This is a genomic window from Citrobacter sp. VF227 (assembly GCF_052950715.1).
Window position 1 is genome coordinate 146,885 of the sequence record NZ_JBRFVF010000005.1, and the last position, 15,530, is coordinate 162,414.

Annotated in this window: 12 protein-coding genes; 6 read left to right on the forward strand and 6 right to left on the reverse strand. The window is 53.1% G+C overall.

Going from position 1 to position 15,530, the window contains the following annotated elements:
• Positions 1-57: 57 nt before the first annotated feature.
• Positions 58-393, reverse strand: coding sequence for a universal stress protein UspB (uspB, locus tag ACU8YC_RS16995; protein WP_151216907.1), 336 nt, complete (start codon positions 391-393; stop codon positions 58-60).
• A 392-nt stretch (positions 394-785) separates the two neighbouring features.
• Here uspB and uspA point away from each other — a divergent pair, with 392 nt between their 5' ends.
• Together uspA and dtpB are read left to right on the forward strand one after the other, a co-directional pair.
• The gene (gene uspA / locus ACU8YC_RS17000) at positions 786-1,223 is read left to right on the forward strand and encodes a universal stress protein UspA (protein ID WP_003023368.1); all 438 of its coding nucleotides are present in this window, start codon (positions 786-788) and stop codon (positions 1,221-1,223) included.
• Between the two features lie 281 nt (positions 1,224-1,504).
• A complete protein-coding gene (gene dtpB / locus ACU8YC_RS17005) occupies positions 1,505-2,977 on the forward strand; it encodes a dipeptide/tripeptide permease DtpB (RefSeq protein ID WP_048215357.1) in 1,473 nt (490 codons plus the stop codon).
• Between the two features lie 86 nt (positions 2,978-3,063).
• Here dtpB and ACU8YC_RS17010 read toward each other — a convergent pair whose 3' ends face one another.
• Positions 3,064-3,567 carry an RrF2 family transcriptional regulator gene (locus ACU8YC_RS17010; RefSeq protein ID WP_005122505.1) on the reverse strand — a complete coding sequence of 168 codons (504 nt, stop codon included), beginning with the start codon at positions 3,565-3,567 and terminating at the stop codon, positions 3,064-3,066.
• Positions 3,568-3,797: 230 nt separating this feature from the next.
• On the opposite strand from ACU8YC_RS17010, the gene ACU8YC_RS17015 reads away from it, so the two are divergent.
• A complete protein-coding gene (locus ACU8YC_RS17015) occupies positions 3,798-4,997 on the forward strand; it encodes an NAD(P)/FAD-dependent oxidoreductase (protein WP_210904176.1) in 1,200 nt (399 codons plus the stop codon).
• Between the two features lie 43 nt (positions 4,998-5,040).
• Here the strand turns inward: ACU8YC_RS17015 and rsmJ are convergent, their stop codons facing one another.
• Positions 5,041-5,790, reverse strand: coding sequence for a 16S rRNA (guanine(1516)-N(2))-methyltransferase RsmJ (rsmJ, locus tag ACU8YC_RS17020; protein WP_003023353.1), 750 nt, complete (start codon positions 5,788-5,790; stop codon positions 5,041-5,043).
• A gap of 8 nt (positions 5,791-5,798) precedes the next feature.
• Positions 5,799-7,841, reverse strand: a complete 2,043-nt coding sequence (prlC, locus tag ACU8YC_RS17025; RefSeq protein WP_370619391.1) for an oligopeptidase A — start codon at positions 7,839-7,841, stop codon at positions 5,799-5,801.
• Positions 7,842-8,055: 214 nt separating this feature from the next.
• On the opposite strand from prlC, the gene ACU8YC_RS17030 reads away from it, so the two are divergent.
• Together ACU8YC_RS17030 and gorA are read left to right on the forward strand one after the other, a co-directional pair.
• On the forward strand, positions 8,056-8,898 hold the full coding sequence (locus tag ACU8YC_RS17030) for a 23S rRNA (adenine(2030)-N(6))-methyltransferase RlmJ (RefSeq protein ID WP_187259780.1): 843 nt from the start codon (positions 8,056-8,058) through the stop codon (positions 8,896-8,898).
• Positions 8,899-9,002: 104 nt separating this feature from the next.
• Positions 9,003-10,355 (forward strand): glutathione-disulfide reductase, encoded by a 1,353-nt coding sequence (gene gorA, locus ACU8YC_RS17035; protein WP_446895574.1) that lies wholly within the window; start codon positions 9,003-9,005, stop codon positions 10,353-10,355.
• Between the two features lie 41 nt (positions 10,356-10,396).
• Here gorA and ACU8YC_RS17040 read toward each other — a convergent pair whose 3' ends face one another.
• Positions 10,397-11,791 carry a cytochrome-c peroxidase gene (locus tag ACU8YC_RS17040; RefSeq protein ID WP_151223968.1) on the reverse strand — a complete coding sequence of 465 codons (1,395 nt, stop codon included), beginning with the start codon at positions 11,789-11,791 and terminating at the stop codon, positions 10,397-10,399.
• Between the two features lie 427 nt (positions 11,792-12,218).
• Here ACU8YC_RS17040 and ACU8YC_RS17045 point away from each other — a divergent pair, with 427 nt between their 5' ends.
• Positions 12,219-13,868 (forward strand): alpha,alpha-trehalase, encoded by a 1,650-nt coding sequence (locus ACU8YC_RS17045; protein WP_151216912.1) that lies wholly within the window; start codon positions 12,219-12,221, stop codon positions 13,866-13,868.
• A gap of 27 nt (positions 13,869-13,895) precedes the next feature.
• Here ACU8YC_RS17045 and ACU8YC_RS17050 read toward each other — a convergent pair whose 3' ends face one another.
• On the reverse strand, positions 13,896-15,485 hold the full coding sequence (locus tag ACU8YC_RS17050) for an STY4199 family HEPN domain-containing protein (protein WP_187253830.1): 1,590 nt from the start codon (positions 15,483-15,485) through the stop codon (positions 13,896-13,898).
• Positions 15,486-15,530 lie beyond the last annotated feature (45 nt).

The window sequence follows — 15,530 nt, forward strand, 5'->3', positions numbered from 1 at the left end:
TACGGAAAAAAAGCGGGTCAGAAAACTGGCCCGCTTTTTTTGTATCTGTCGTTGGCATCAGTGCCAGATAATCAGCGCAATCATGCTGATTAGCACCAGGCCACATAGCGCGCTGGTGAGAATGAACTGACCGCGAACCCGCTCACAGCGGCGAATAAACTCATCATCATGATGATCGCGGTAACGCTGAGCGTAGATATACCACACCAGACGCATCTGCTTGTTTGGTTGCCCATGCGAGGTAAAAAAGCCCCCACCATCTACATACTGGTAAAGCAATGGATCGCAACCACGAAGTACCACTAACAGTGCGCGTAACGAAGAAAAATAGCGCGCCATATTAACAATGCAAACGACACATAAAGCCCAGAACAATGCAATGGTGCTAATCATACCTCCTCCCCGGCGACCCGCCCACGGAACTCCTTTCCGGGACTACCGCTCCCCGATACCCTGCCAAATCATTCAGTGAAGAGTTCTGTCGAACCGTTCGTATTAGTATCACGCATCCGAACGCCTCTCTAGATAGTGTAGGAGATTAGTTAATTTTTTTGCCAGAAGGTTAATCGCTATCAATGCAATTAACTAAAAAATTTGTTTAACTGCTTGGCAAGCAAGGTGGATTGACGGATTATCCTGGTCGCTATAATGTAAGGATAGTCCTTATATGGTACGTTTTTACGACTGGGCTAGCCCCGCGCGCAAGGTTCGCAGGACGCGGATGACGCGGCGGCAGGTAAATGCCAGCAGGCTAGTCATCGACAACTTATGGAAGGAGTAACACTATGGCTTATAAACACATTCTTATCGCGGTTGATCTTTCTCCGGAAAGCAAAGTTCTGGTTGAAAAAGCGGTCTCTATGGCGCGGCCTTACAATGCTAAAGTCTCCCTTATCCACGTTGACGTAAACTATTCCGACCTGTACACCGGGCTTATCGACGTGAATCTGGGCGACATGCAGAAACGCATTTCTGAAGAAACCCACCACGCGCTAACCGAGCTTTCCACAAATGCAGGCTACCCTATCACCGAAACCCTGAGCGGTAGCGGCGACCTGGGTCAGGTTCTGGTTGATGCCATCAAAAAATACGACATGGATCTGGTCGTTTGTGGCCACCACCAGGATTTCTGGAGCAAACTGATGTCCTCCGCACGCCAACTGATCAACACCGTCCACGTCGACATGTTGATTGTTCCGTTGCGTGACGACGAAGAAGCATAAAACGCTGGCCGTCGGGAGATAACCCGGCGCGCTGCAAGTCGTAAAGCCTGTAAACGCCCGCCTGTGCGGGCGTTTTTGTTTTTATCATCCAGACGCAATTAGTACATCAATCCAACAAATAAATCATAATTAGTGTGATCAACTAATTGGATCGAAAACTATCTCTATAATACTCTACGCTTGCGGTCAATAACCGCAGTCTATAACAAAATAAGACTTTTTCGGCGCGTTTAAGCATACGCGTTCATACTTTTCGGGATGGCTTTGAAAGGCGATGGAATATGAATAAAACTGCACCTACGGGCTTGCTGCAGCAACCTCGTCCGTTCTTCATGATCTTCTTTGTGGAATTATGGGAACGATTTGGCTATTACGGCGTTCAGGGCATCCTGGCGGTATTTTTTGTTAAGCAGCTCGGCTTTTCGCAGGAACAGGCGTTTGTCACCTTTGGTGCATTTGCCGCGCTGGTCTACGGTCTGATCTCGATCGGCGGCTACGTCGGCGACCACCTTTTAGGCACCAAGCGCACGCTGGTGCTTGGCGCCATTGTGCTGGCGATAGGCTACTTCATGACCGGGATGTCACTGCTTAAGCCCGATCTGATCTTTATTGCTTTGGGTACCATTGCCGTCGGTAACGGGCTTTTTAAAGCCAACCCGGCAAGCCTGCTGTCAAAATGCTATCCACCGAAAGACGCTCGTCTGGACGGGGCTTTCACTCTGTTTTATATGTCGATTAACATCGGCTCGCTGCTATCGCTGTCGCTGGCACCGGTGATTGCCGATAAGTTTGGCTACGCGGTGACCTACAACCTGTGTGGGGCCGGGCTTATTGTCGCGCTGTTGGTCTACTTTGCCTGCCGTGGAATGGTGAAGAATATCGGTTCAGAGCCGGACCATAAGCCGCTGAATTTCCGGAATCTGCTGTACGTGCTGGCTGGTACGGTAGTGATGGTATTTATCTGTGCCTGGCTGATGCATAACGTGCAGATTGCCAACCTGGTGCTGATCGTCCTGTCGATTGCCGTGACCATCATCTTCTTTCGTCAGGCATTCAAACTGGATAAAACCGGGCGCAACAAGATGTTCGTGGCCTTTATCCTGATGCTGGAAGCGGTGGTGTTCTACGTGCTGTACGCGCAGATGCCAACTTCGCTGAACTTCTTTGCTATCAATAACGTGCATCATGAAATTCTTGGTTTCGCCATCAACCCGGTAAGCTTCCAGGCATTGAACCCGTTCTGGGTGGTACTGGCGAGTCCGGTGCTGGCCGCAATCTATACCCGTCTGGGAAACAAAGGCAAAGACCTGACCATGCCGATGAAATTTACGCTCGGTATGTTCCTGTGCTCGTTGGGCTTCCTGACGGCTGCCGCTGCCGGGATGTGGTTTGCTGATGCGCAGGGGCTGACATCGCCGTGGTTTATCGTGCTGGTGTATCTGTTCCAGAGTCTGGGAGAACTACTGATTAGCGCCCTGGGACTGGCGATGGTCGCTGCTCTCGTGCCGCAGCATCTGATGGGCTTCATTCTCGGGATGTGGTTCCTGACGCAGGCCGCCGCCTTCCTGATGGGGGGTTATGTCGCGACGTTCACCGCTGTACCTGAGAACATCACCGACCCGCTGCAAACGTTGCCTATCTACACCAACGTCTTCAGTAAGATTGGTCTGGTGACCCTGGCCGTAACGGTGGTGATGGCGATTATGGTGCCATGGCTGAACCGCATGATTAATACGCCAAGCACCGAGCAATAACCTTCAGTGCCGGATGGAGGCTATTGCCCAATCCGGCCTACATTCAACATGCCCGATCGCCTTGCGCTATCGGGCATTTTCACTCACTACCCTTTACGCGCGTCTATCCACTCTTGCACTTCCACCACAAAGGTGTCCGGCGCTTTGCGGTACATTTTGCGCGCCAAGTCCAGTATCGTATGCTGACCGAGCGCTTCTTCCATCCGCTGCTGGGCCATGTCCATTACCGAACGTACACCACAAATGCCTTCACAGGCCCACTGGGGCGGATGTTCCTCAAATACCGCCAGCCGCTGGCGAATTTCACGACATTCAAAGATGCGTTTATCGCCATCAATGGCATTCACCACATCCAGCACCGTGATGTGTTCAGCGGGTTTAGCCAACTGGAAACCACCGCCCTTACCCTCAATGCTGCGTACCAGGCCCGCTTTCGACAGACGGGTGAAAATTTTCGCCAGATAGTCATACGGTACGCTTTGCAGTTCGGCAATTTCCCGCACGCTCATATCCCGCGCGTCGCCCTTACTGTCGACCATACACATCAGGCTATGAATACCGTACTCAACCCCGGAACTGTAGAATGCCATTCTCTTATCTCAGCCAAAATTAATCTGAGTTGATTGTAGCTTTTTCGTTTCACTCATTCCAGACAGCAAAGTACCCCTCTTCACAATTAAAATTTAAATACATATTTATCAAACAGATAATAAAAACCCCCACCCTTTAAGGCAAAAAGGATCTCGATCGCATTGCAATCCTTAACTACGACAAATAAAATCCGAGTAAATAATTCGTAGTCACCAGTGAGAAAAAACCAATGCATAAACAAATTCTGATCGTGGGCGCCGGCTTTGCCGGTATGTGGGCAGCATTAAGCGCCGCGCGACTGGCGGACAAACACCAGCAGCCCATTGATATTACAGTGATTGCGCCACAGCCAGAGCTGCGTGTCCGCCCGCGCTTTTATGAAAGCGCCGTTCAAACCCTGGTCGCACCGCTGCAACCCTTGTTTGACGTCACTGGCGTCAACTTCCTGCAAGGTCACGTCGAGCAGATCCTCCCGGACTCTAAAGAAGTCAGTTGGCAAGATGCCAACGGTGAAATTCATTTACGCCGCTACGACCGCCTGGTACTCGCCAGCGGCAGTCACGTAAACCGCGACGCCGTTGCCGGTGCTGCCGAGTACGCGTTTGACCTCGACCAGCTCGAAAGCGCCGCCGTACTGGAGCAACACATTAAGGATCTGGCGCAGCAGCCAGAGAGCGAGGCTCGCAATACGGTCGTGGTCTGCGGTGGCGGCTTTACCGGGATTGAGATGGCGCTGGAATTACCGGGCCGTCTGCGCGAGATTTTGGGTACTGATGCTAAGACCAGAATTGTCGTAGTTGAGCGCGGTGCTCAGCCTGGCGGACGCTGGAGCCAGGAATTACGCGACGTGATTATCGAAGCCTCCGCTGAACTGGGCGTTGAATGGCTGGTTAATGCGGAAGTAGAGTGCGTGGATGCCTGCGGCGTCACGCTGAAAGATGGGCAGGTTATTGCCTCTCAAACGGTTATCTGGACCGTCGGTGTTCAGGCTAGCGGCCTGACCGGGCAGATTAACGCCCCGCGCGATCGTCAGGGTCGACTGCATGTAAACGGCAATCTGCAGGTGGTGGGCCATGAGGATATCTACGCCACCGGTGATGTCGCCTATGCGGCCACCGATGACAAAGGCAATCATGCGCTGATGACCTGCCAGCACGCCATCTTGCTGGGTAAATTCGCCGGTAACAATGCTGCCGCCAGCTTGCTGAACGTGGCACCACTGCCGTATCGCCAGGAAATGTACGTCACCTGTCTGGATCTCGGCGCGTGGGGCGCGGTGTATACCGAAGGATGGGACCAACAGGTGAAACTGACGCGAGCAGAAGCGAAAAAGCTGAAGGTGTCGATTGTCAGCGAGCTGATTTACCCGCCGAAGGCAGAGCGTGCGGCAGCGTTTGAAGTTGCCGATCCGTACGCGCCGTTTGTTTAAGCCGTAATGCCGGATACGGCTACCGCCTTATCCGGCCTGGAAACTACGCCGTCCCCGCATAAATATCAAACCGATGCCCTTTCGTAACTACCGCGTTCGGCGTGGCGACATCCGCCAGCGGTGGCGCGTAGTCCGGGCGCTTCACTACCACGCGTTTAGTGGCCAATTGACGTGCCGGCTCCAGTAGCCCATCGGCGTCGAGGTCCGGCCCCACCAGCGACTGAAACACGCGCATCTCTTTCTTAACCAGCGCACTTTTCTGCTTATGTGGGAACATCGGATCGAGATAGACCACCTGCGGACGTGGCGTGATATCGGTTAATGCCGTCAGGCTTGAGGCGTGGATTAGCTGTAAACGTTCCTGCAGCCACGGGCCGATTTCCGGGTCCGCATAGCCCCGCGCCAGGCCATCATCAAGCAGCGCAGCGACCACCGGATTTCGTTCCAGCATCCGCACACGACAGCCCACCGAGGCCAGCACGAACGCATCGCGCCCCAGCCCGGCAGTGGCATCAACCACATCCGGCAGGTAATCGCCTTTAATACCGACCGCTTTCGCCACCGCTTCGCCGCGACCGCCACCAAACTTGCGCCGGTGAGCCATTGCGCCGCCAACAAAATCGACGAAGATACCGCCGAGCTTGGGTTCATCGCGTTTGCGCAGTTCCAGATGTGCTGTCGTCATCACCAGCGCCATCAGGTTATCTTCATCGTGTTCCAGTCCCCAACGGGCGGCAAGAACAGATAAGGCGCCGTCTCCGGCGCCTGTTTCATCGACTAAGCAGATTTTCACGTGAATAATCAGCCTTTAATCCCGTAATGCTCCAGCATCGCATCCAGCTGCGGCTCACGGCCACGGAAGCGTTTGAACAGCGCCATAGGCTCTTCAGAACCGCCACGGGTGAGGATGTTATCGAGGAACGACTGTCCGGTTTCACGGTTGAAAATCCCTTCATCTTCGAAGCGAGAGAAGGCATCCGCCGCCAGTACGTCGGCCCACAGATAGCTGTAGTAACCCGCCGCGTAGCCACCAGCAAAAATGTGGCTGAAGGCATGTGGGAAGCGGCCCCAGGTTGGGCCCGGCACCACTGCGACCTGTTTTTTAATTTCCGCCAGCGTGTCGAGGATTTTAGCCCCTTGCTGCGGGTTAAATTCCGCGTGCAGACGGAAATCAAACAGACCGAACTCCAGTTGACGCAGAATAAACAGCGCCGCCTGGTAGTTTTTCGCCGCCAGCATTTTATCCAGCAGTTCCTTCGGCAGCGGTTCGCCGGTTTCATAATGGCCGGAGATAAACGCCAACGCTTCCGGCTCCCAACACCAGTTTTCCATAAACTGGCTCGGCAGTTCGACCGCATCCCATGGCACACCGTTGATACCGGAAACGCCCGCGGTTTCGATACGGGTCAGCATATGGTGCAGACCGTGGCCGAACTCGTGGAACAGGGTAATCACTTCATCGTGGGTAAACAGCGCAGGTTTACCGTTCACCGGACGGTTAAAGTTACAGGTCAGGTAGGCAACCGGTTTTTGCAACGTGCCGTCACTTTTACGCATCTGGCCGACGCAGTCATCCATCCACGCCCCGCCGCGTTTATGTTCACGGGCATACAGGTCGAGGTAGAAGCTGCCGCGCAGCTCGTTGTTTTCGTCATACAACTCGAAGAAACGAACTTCCGGATGCCAGACGTCAACATCGGTGCGCTCTTTGGCAATGATGCCATAAATACGTTTAACCACTTCAAACAGACCGTTAACGGCTTTGTTCTCCGGGAAATAAGGACGCAGTTGCTCGTCGCTGATACTGTAGAGATGCTGTTTTTGTTTCTCGCTGTAGTAAGCGATATCCCACGGCTGCAACTCATCAACACCAAATTTCGCTTTCGCGAAGGCGCGCAGTTGAGCCAGCTCTTTCTCCCCCTGCGGACGGGCGCGTTTCGCCAGATCGGTCAGGAAGTCGAGGACCTGCTGCGGGTTTTCCGCCATTTTGGTCGCCAGAGATTTAAAGGCGTAGCTTTCAAAGCCCAGCAGCTGTGCCAGTTCGTGGCGCAGCGCGAGGATCTCTTCCATTATCGGGCTGTTATCCCATTTGCCAGCGTTCGGCCCCTGGTCAGACGCGCGGGTGGAGTAAGCGCGATACATCTCTTCACGCAGTCCCTGGTTGTCACAGTAGGTCATCACCGGCAGGTAACTTGGAATATCCAGCGTTAACAGATAGCCTTTTTGCTCTTTGGCTTCCGCCTGAGCCTTCGCCGCAGCCAGCGCACTTTCCGGCATCCCGGCAAGTTCCGCTTCGTCAGTCACCAGTTTGGTCCAGCCCATCGTAGCATCGAGGACGTTATTGCTGTACAAGTTGCCGAGCTCAGACAGACGGGTGGCGATTTCACCATAACGCTGCTGTTTTTCCTTCGGCAGACCAATACCAGAAAGCTCAAAATCGCGCAGCGCGTTATCGACCGCTTTTTTCTGCGCGGTACTCAGGGTGGCGTAATGATCGCCATCACGCAGGTCGCGGTACGCTTTGTACAGGCCTTCATGTTGTCCAACCCAGGTGCTGTATTCAGACAGCAGCGGTAGCGTTTGTTCGTAGGCTTCGCGCAGTTCCGGGCTGTTTTTCACCGAGTTCAGGTGGCTAACAGGAGAGAAAATACGCCCCAGCACATCGTCAACTTCCGCCAACGGCTGACAGAGATTTTCCCAGGTGTACGGCGCGCCCTGCGCAACCACGCGTTCAACGTTTTCGCGGCAATCGTTCAGCGCCTTAGTGACGGCAGGCACGACGTGCTCAGGCTGAATTTTAGAAAACGGCGGCAGTTCGAAGGGAGTCAGCAATGGATTGGTCATTAGCGCGGTCCTGTTGAAAAGAGTGAATGAAGCGCGTATCCGGCGCTGTGCATATTAATTTGTACAATGGGGTTAAGTGTAGAGGATTTCAATGCCAGGCGTTGCGCTTTCGCGGCAGTGACGACTTTTCTGTATACTGTGGCGATACGCTTTATTTTCGCCCGATATCGCGCTGTTTTCGGGCCTACGTTTATAACCTGGAACACGTTTACCCATGCTCAGTTATCGCCACAGTTATCACGCTGGCAACCACGCCGACGTCCTGAAACACACCGTCCAGAGCCTGATCATCGAGTCGCTCAAAGAGAAAGAAAAACCGTTTCTCTATCTGGATACCCATGCTGGCGCTGGCCGTTATCAGCTGAGCAGTGAGCATGCCGAACGTACCGGTGAATATCTGGAAGGGATCGCCCGTATCTGGCAGCAGGACGATTTGCCTGCCGAACTGGAACCCTACATTGGCGTGGTGCAGCACTTCAACCGTAGCGGTCAGTTGCGCTACTACCCTGGCTCTCCGTTGATTGCTCGCCAGTTGCTGCGCGAGCAGGACAGCCTGCAGTTAACTGAACTGCACCCGAGCGACTTTCCTCTGCTGCGCGGCGAATTTCAGAAAGATGAGCGCGCACGCGTGGCCAAGGCCGATGGTTATCAGCAGCTAAAAGCGAAATTACCGCCGGTTTCCCGTCGCGGGTTGATCCTTATCGATCCCCCCTACGAGATCAAAAGCGACTACCAGGCGGTGGTGACCGGTATTAACGAAGGCTACAAGCGTTTCGCGACCGGCACCTATGCGCTGTGGTATCCGGTGGTTCTGCGTCAGCAAATCAAGCGCATGGTCCACGACCTGGAAGAGACCGGCATCCGCAAAATTCTGCAAATTGAACTGGCAGTGCGCCCGGACAGCGATCAGCGTGGTATGACTGCGTCAGGCATGATTGTCATTAACCCGCCGTGGAAGCTGGAGCAACAGATGAACAGCGTTCTGCCGTGGTTGCACAGCAAACTGGTTCCGGCAGGAACCGGTCATACCTCAGTAAGCTGGATCGTGCCTGAGTAATCGCAGCCATCGGTGGAACCTTTTAATATCAGGTATACAATCGCGAATATTTTGGCGGATGGCGTAACGCTTCTCCGCCCTACAATGAACATGAAGGAGCGGTCATGACCAAGCACTATGATTACATCGCTATTGGCGGCGGCAGCGGCGGTATTGCCTCCATTAACCGTGCAGCAATGTACGGCCAGAAATGCGCACTGATTGAAGCCAAAGAACTGGGCGGCACCTGCGTTAACGTGGGCTGCGTACCGAAAAAAGTGATGTGGCATGCCGCCCAGGTCCGCGAAGCGATCCACATGTACGGGCCGGATTACGGTTTCGACACCACCATCAATAAGTTCGATTGGGATAAACTGATCGCCACACGTACCGCTTACATTGATCGCATTCATACCTCATACGACAACGTGCTGGGTAAAAATAACGTCGATGTGATTAAAGGCTTTGCCCGTTTTGTGGATGCCAAAACCATTGAAGTAAACGGTGAAACCATTACTGCCGATCATATTTTGATCGCCACCGGTGGTCGCCCGAGCCATCCGAGCATTCCGGGTGTGGAATACGGGATCGACTCCGATGGCTTCTTTGAGTTGCCCGCGCTGCCGAAACGCGTTGCGGTCGTCGGCGCAGGTTACATCGCCGTTGAGCTGGCGGGCGTGATTAACGGCCTGGGCGCCCAAACGCATCTGTTTGTGCGTAAACACGCGCCGCTGCGCAGCTTCGATCCGATGATCGTCGACACGCTGGTTGAGGTGATGAACGCCGAAGGCCCGACCCTGCATACGCACGCAATCCCGAAAGCGGTTGTTAAAAACGCTGACGGCAGCCTGACCCTGCAACTGGAAGATGGTCGTAGCGAAACAGTAGATTGCCTGATTTGGGCGATCGGTCGTGAACCTGCCACCGACAACTTCAACCTGGCGGTTACTGGCGTGAAAACCAACGAAAAAGGCTACATCGTCGTGGATAAATACCAGAACACCAGTGTTCCGGGAATTTATGCCGTCGGCGATAACACCGGTGCCGTTGAGCTGACGCCAGTTGCCGTCGCTGCAGGCCGTCGCCTGTCCGAGCGTCTGTTTAACAACAAACCGGACGAACATCTGGACTACAGCAACATCCCGACCGTGGTCTTCAGCCATCCGCCAATTGGCACGGTGGGCCTGACCGAGCAGCAGGCTCGTGAACAGCACGGCGATGACCAGGTGAAAGTGTATAAATCCTCGTTTACCGCGATGTATACCGCTGTCACTTCACATCGTCAGCCGTGCCGCATGAAGCTGGTTTGCGTCGGTCCGGAAGAGAAGATTGTCGGTATTCACGGTATTGGTTTTGGAATGGATGAAATGCTGCAAGGCTTCGCGGTCGCACTGAAAATGGGCGCCACCAAGAAAGACTTTGATAACACCGTTGCGATTCACCCAACGGCAGCAGAAGAGTTCGTTACCATGCGTTAATCAATAAAATACCGGATGGCGCTTTGCCATCCGGTTTTCTCTTATTTACCCTGCATATACGGCGTATACACCCCGTTCAGACTCTCAAGAAACGCCACGATATCGTCGATATCTTCCTGCGGCAGTTCTTTGCCTACCTGATAACGCAGCATCAGTTTTACCGCACCATCAAGCGTCGGCACATCACCGCGATGGAAATAAGGTGCAGTCAGCGCAACGTTGCGCAAACCAGGAACTTTCTGACGCAGTTTGTCACGTAATTCATTAGTGACGTTCATGCGGCCAATATCTGCGGCAGTGACCTCGCCGAAATTAAAGTCCTTTTTCAAACCCAATGGCTCAAATGAGCGTCCGCCCAGAATAATACCGCCATGACAGGTCGCACACTTATTATCTTTAAACAGCTGATAGCCATGTTTTTGCTGGGCAGTTAACGCCGCTTCATCACCACGTAGCCATTTATCAAACGGTGAATTTGGCGTAATCAGCGTTTTCTCAAACTCAGCAATCGCATCGGTAATATTATCCCCGCTGAATCCCTGCGGATAAACCGCGATAAACTCTTGTTTGAGTTGCGGATCCTTATCCAGTTTCTGGATAATTTCATCCCAGGATTTAGACGCCATTTCGATCGGGTTCAACGGTGGACCGCCAGCCTGCGCCTGCAATGTTGGCGCACGGCCATCCCAGAATTGTTCCACGTTAAAGACCGAGTTAAATACCGTCGGCGCATTGATAGGGCCAACCGCGCCGCCTACGCCGATTGACGTTTTGCGGCCATCCACGCCGCCCGCATTCAGGGCGTGGCAGTGCGCGCAAGAAATCGTGCTGTCACCGGAAATACGCGGGTCGTGGTAAAGCGTAAAGCCCAGCGCCACTTTACGGGCATCAGTCGGGATGCTTTCCGGTATCGGCTGCACTGGCTCATTACGATGCTGTGCGGCGGTATCGTTACTGGCGTAATACTGCTCGCGCTGTTTCGCAATCCAGCCCAGGATCTCTGCTCGCTCCGTATCGCTTACCTGGCCAGCCCAATGCAATGCGGTATAACGCGTCGGCGGCATGGTGTCGTACTGCATCACCCATTCAATTTTATTCAGGTCGCTTTGCGAAACGGGTTTATCTGCGACCAGCGCTGCACGAACAGCCTCAAGATTGAATGACTTATATCCCAGTTGAATATCGTAATTCATCAACTGTTTTGCAACGGGAAATGATGCATAGAAAGGTAATTCCGCGGAAGGGGTGTGGCAATAATCACATCCCTTTTCACGTAAAAATCCCAGTACTTTATTATTTTCTTCCAGCGTAGAGGCCTGAACATCAGCCTGTTTACTCCGTTGATTATCGTGATACCACACATAACCGGATAATCCAAAATAACAAATCACGACGCCAGCTATGGCTATCGCGGTAAGACGGGTAATGATTTTCATTATTTTACCCTCACCGTTGTGAGTTATTGTGACCCAGAGAAATTAGAAAAATGAGTGCATAGTCTTTATCAGACTTAACCATCATAGAAAGTAAGGGATTTATTATTTTGATAAGTATCAAGCAATTACATGGGGGATAACTATCGATAGAATAGCCTGTGCCTATTACGGAGATAAGCCGTTATGGTTTTCCGTTCACACCTCGTTGCAATCGAATGTTCTGAAAATGAAATATCTTCAGGTTGCGCTAAACTATGATTTTTTCATTATATTCATTGGGATAGTCTTATTTTCTAAATATTACGCTGCACTAAAACGTGATCAACCGCACGCTTTACTCACCAGATACCGAAGCGAATGTCTACGCTTAACTGACGACCGGGCAATAGCCTTAATCTTTCAACGTCCATCGGAGGTCTTTCTCATTATGCTCAACCAGAAACTACCCCACGCCCCTTCAGAAGAATTGACGATCGACATCGATCTGCTTTATGAAATGGATCCGTGCGAGTTAAAGCTGGATGAAATGATTGAGGCAGAGCCTGAGCCGGAGATGATTGCAGGGTTACCCGCCTCAGATGCGTTAACCCCAGCCGATCGTTACCTCGAATTGTTCGAACACGTTCAGTCGTCGAAACTGTTTGCCGATAGCAAAACCTTCCCCGATTGTGCGCCCAAAATGGACCCGTTAGACATTCTGATCCGCTATCGCAAAGTTAAACGCCACCGCGACTTTGATCTGCGACGTTTCGTCGAGAATCATTTCTGGCTACCGGAAACGCCCTCCAGTGAATATGTGTCCGATCCGGCAAGCTCGCTGAAAGAGCATATCGATCAACTGTGGCCGGTGCTGACGCGCGAACCGCAGGATCACATTCCCTGGTCCTCACTGCTGGCGTTACCACAGTCATATATTGTGCCCGGCGGACGTTTTAGCGAAACCTACTACTGGGATTCCTACTTTACCATGCTGGGTCTGGCAGAGAGCGGTCGCGAAGACCTGCTGAAATGTATGGCGGATAACTTTGCCTGGATGATTGAAAACTATGGCCACATCCCCAACGGTAACCGTACTTACTACCTGAGCCGTTCGCAGCCGCCGGTCTTTGCGCTGATGGTGGAACTGTTTGAAGAGGATGGCGTACGCGGCGCACGTCGTTACCTTGAACATCTGAAAATGGAATACGCATTCTGGATGGATGGCGCCGATTCCCTGGTGCTCAACCAGGCCTACCGTCACGTGATCAGAATGTCGGACGGCTCTCTGCTCAACCGCTATTGGGACGATCGTGATACGCCGCGTGATGAGTCATGGCTTGAAGATGTTGAGACCGCCAAGCATTCAGGCCGTCCGCCCAATGAAGTGTATCGGGATTTGCGCGCGGGCGCGGCCTCCGGCTGGGATTACTCCTCGCGGTGGCTACGCGATTCAGGCCGCCTTGCCAGCATACGCACCACTCAGTTCATCCCGATTGATCTGAACGCCTTCCTCTACAAGCTGGAAAGCACTATCGCCAATATTTCCGCGCTGAAAGGCGACAAAGAAACGGAAGCGCAGTTTCGCCAGAAAGCCAATGACCGCCGAGATGCGGTGAACCGCTATCTGTGGGACGATGAAAACGGCTGCTACCGCGATTACGACTGGCGACGCGAACAAATGGCCCTTTTCTCTGCCGCCAGTATTGTGCCACTGTATGTCGGTATGGCAACGCATGAACAAGCCGACCGACTCGCCAATGCGGTACGCAGCCGCCTGCTCACGCCGGGCGGGATCTTAGCAACCGAGCATGAAACCGGTGAGCAGTGGGATAAACCCAACGGCTGGGCCCCGCTGCAGTGGATGGCGATCCAGGGTTTCAAACTTTACGGCGACGACCATCTCGGGGACGAAATTGCCCGAAACTGGTTAAAAACGGTGAACCTCTTTTATCAGGAACATCACAAACTAATCGAAAAATACCATATAGCCGACGCCGCGCCGCGCGAAGGCGGCGGCGGGGAATATCCGTTGCAGGACGGCTTTGGCTGGACAAACGGCGTGGTACGCCGTCTCATCGGTCTGTATGGCGAACCCTAACAGTTGACAGTATGAGTTATCCGACCGTCAGTTAATTGCGTCGTAGAGCTCAGCATGAATTTTCTGCCATTTCTTGTTCTCGGAGCTTGGCTGTGCGCGAACGCGCAGCTCAGCCTGTTCAAGATCATATTGCTGACGTGCGATGACCGCCGGAACCGAACAAAAACTTTGTAGATAGCTTTTATGTAGCGATGTGAGTGACGTCCCATTCAACATCGCGTGGCTGAGTGAAGTCATAAACTGTCGACAGGGTTTACTTTCACTCATCTGCGAAGGATAACGCAGCAGCAGCCTCAATACCTCAGTATTGCCTGCCGCGAACGCCGGCTCTGTCCACGCCAGCCTCCAGTCCATCCCGCCCTGCAGGAACAGTGACGTCACGCGAGTATCGTTACGCTCGATAGCCGCCCGCATGTTAAAGGCATCCCAGGTTATGCCCATTCGGGTTACTGCCTCCCGCGCAGTGGGAGCATCACGCCGTGGCTCCTCCTGTACGATTTCAACGGACTGGCCGGAAGACGCCTGCGGCGATGGCGAAGTAAATAACCAAAATGCTCCCAGCGAAATCACCAGCACCATCACGCCGACCGCAACCCACAACATGCCGGAAATCAGCTGTTCACGTTCTTCTGCCGTGCGTTTGGCTCGCTTCTCCGGCGGATCGATACTGTCTGCGATTTCCTGCTTATCGCCCCCCGCCTGCTCGTCTTTTTGCTTTGCGGCTTGCCAAAACTGGCGAACCATCGCCTCATCGGACTCCAGATACGACGCGGGATTAATACGCGTACGCCGTTCTTCAAATGCGCGCTGCACAGGGTGAGTAATCTGCCGATACTGGTATTCCAGCAACAGCAATTGTACTGAGGTTAGCGGTTGTTGCGCGATAACGCAGTTACGCGACAGGCGGCAGTCATCCAGAAACATCCGCAGCGTGATGCGTGGTTCAACAAACGACATGAGCACCGAAGTATCGTTAAAGATATCGCTAAAATGCCGAACGAATAACTTCTTATCAACGACCATTAGCGCCAGTTCACTAAACATCATGCCGTCCAACGCATCATGCCCTTCCCCCAACTTTAGCCAGCGACGCAAGCGTTCACCGCCAAAGTGCTGTTTCAGGAAGCTATTGAGCGGATGTTGATCCGGCCATACCTTTGCAATCAGTGACTTGAGGGTTAATTCTAATGCACGAAGCTGACGCTGCGCGCGCATCTGCGCATCCGGCTCTACAGGTGCAATTTCGGTTTGATACTTCAGGATGGGCTGTTGCTGGCGTAATTGCTCCAGAGAAGCGACAAAGCGCAGCGCAGAAATCAGCTGGTTTTCGCTGACGTCCTGGCCATTTTCATATTGTGGCACGCTCTGCTGAAGATGGCGTAGCCGTAGAGTGAACTGGCTCAATTGCGCATCATTCATTTGTAACCGTCTGGCGACAACGCCCCAACCGCCCAGATTCAGTCGCGCCTGGTCAAGTTGTTCGAGAAACCAGCGTGGATCTTTACCTTCTGATATGCGTACGCCTAGCATCAGCAAAATTTCTACCGAGGCCTGGCGGATTATCCCTAAACAATGTTCGAATGGTGTGCATGTCGCCTGTAACGCGCTATTGGTCATTATCTTCCCTAAAAGGACCCAAAAAAAAGCGGCCTCATCATGGTT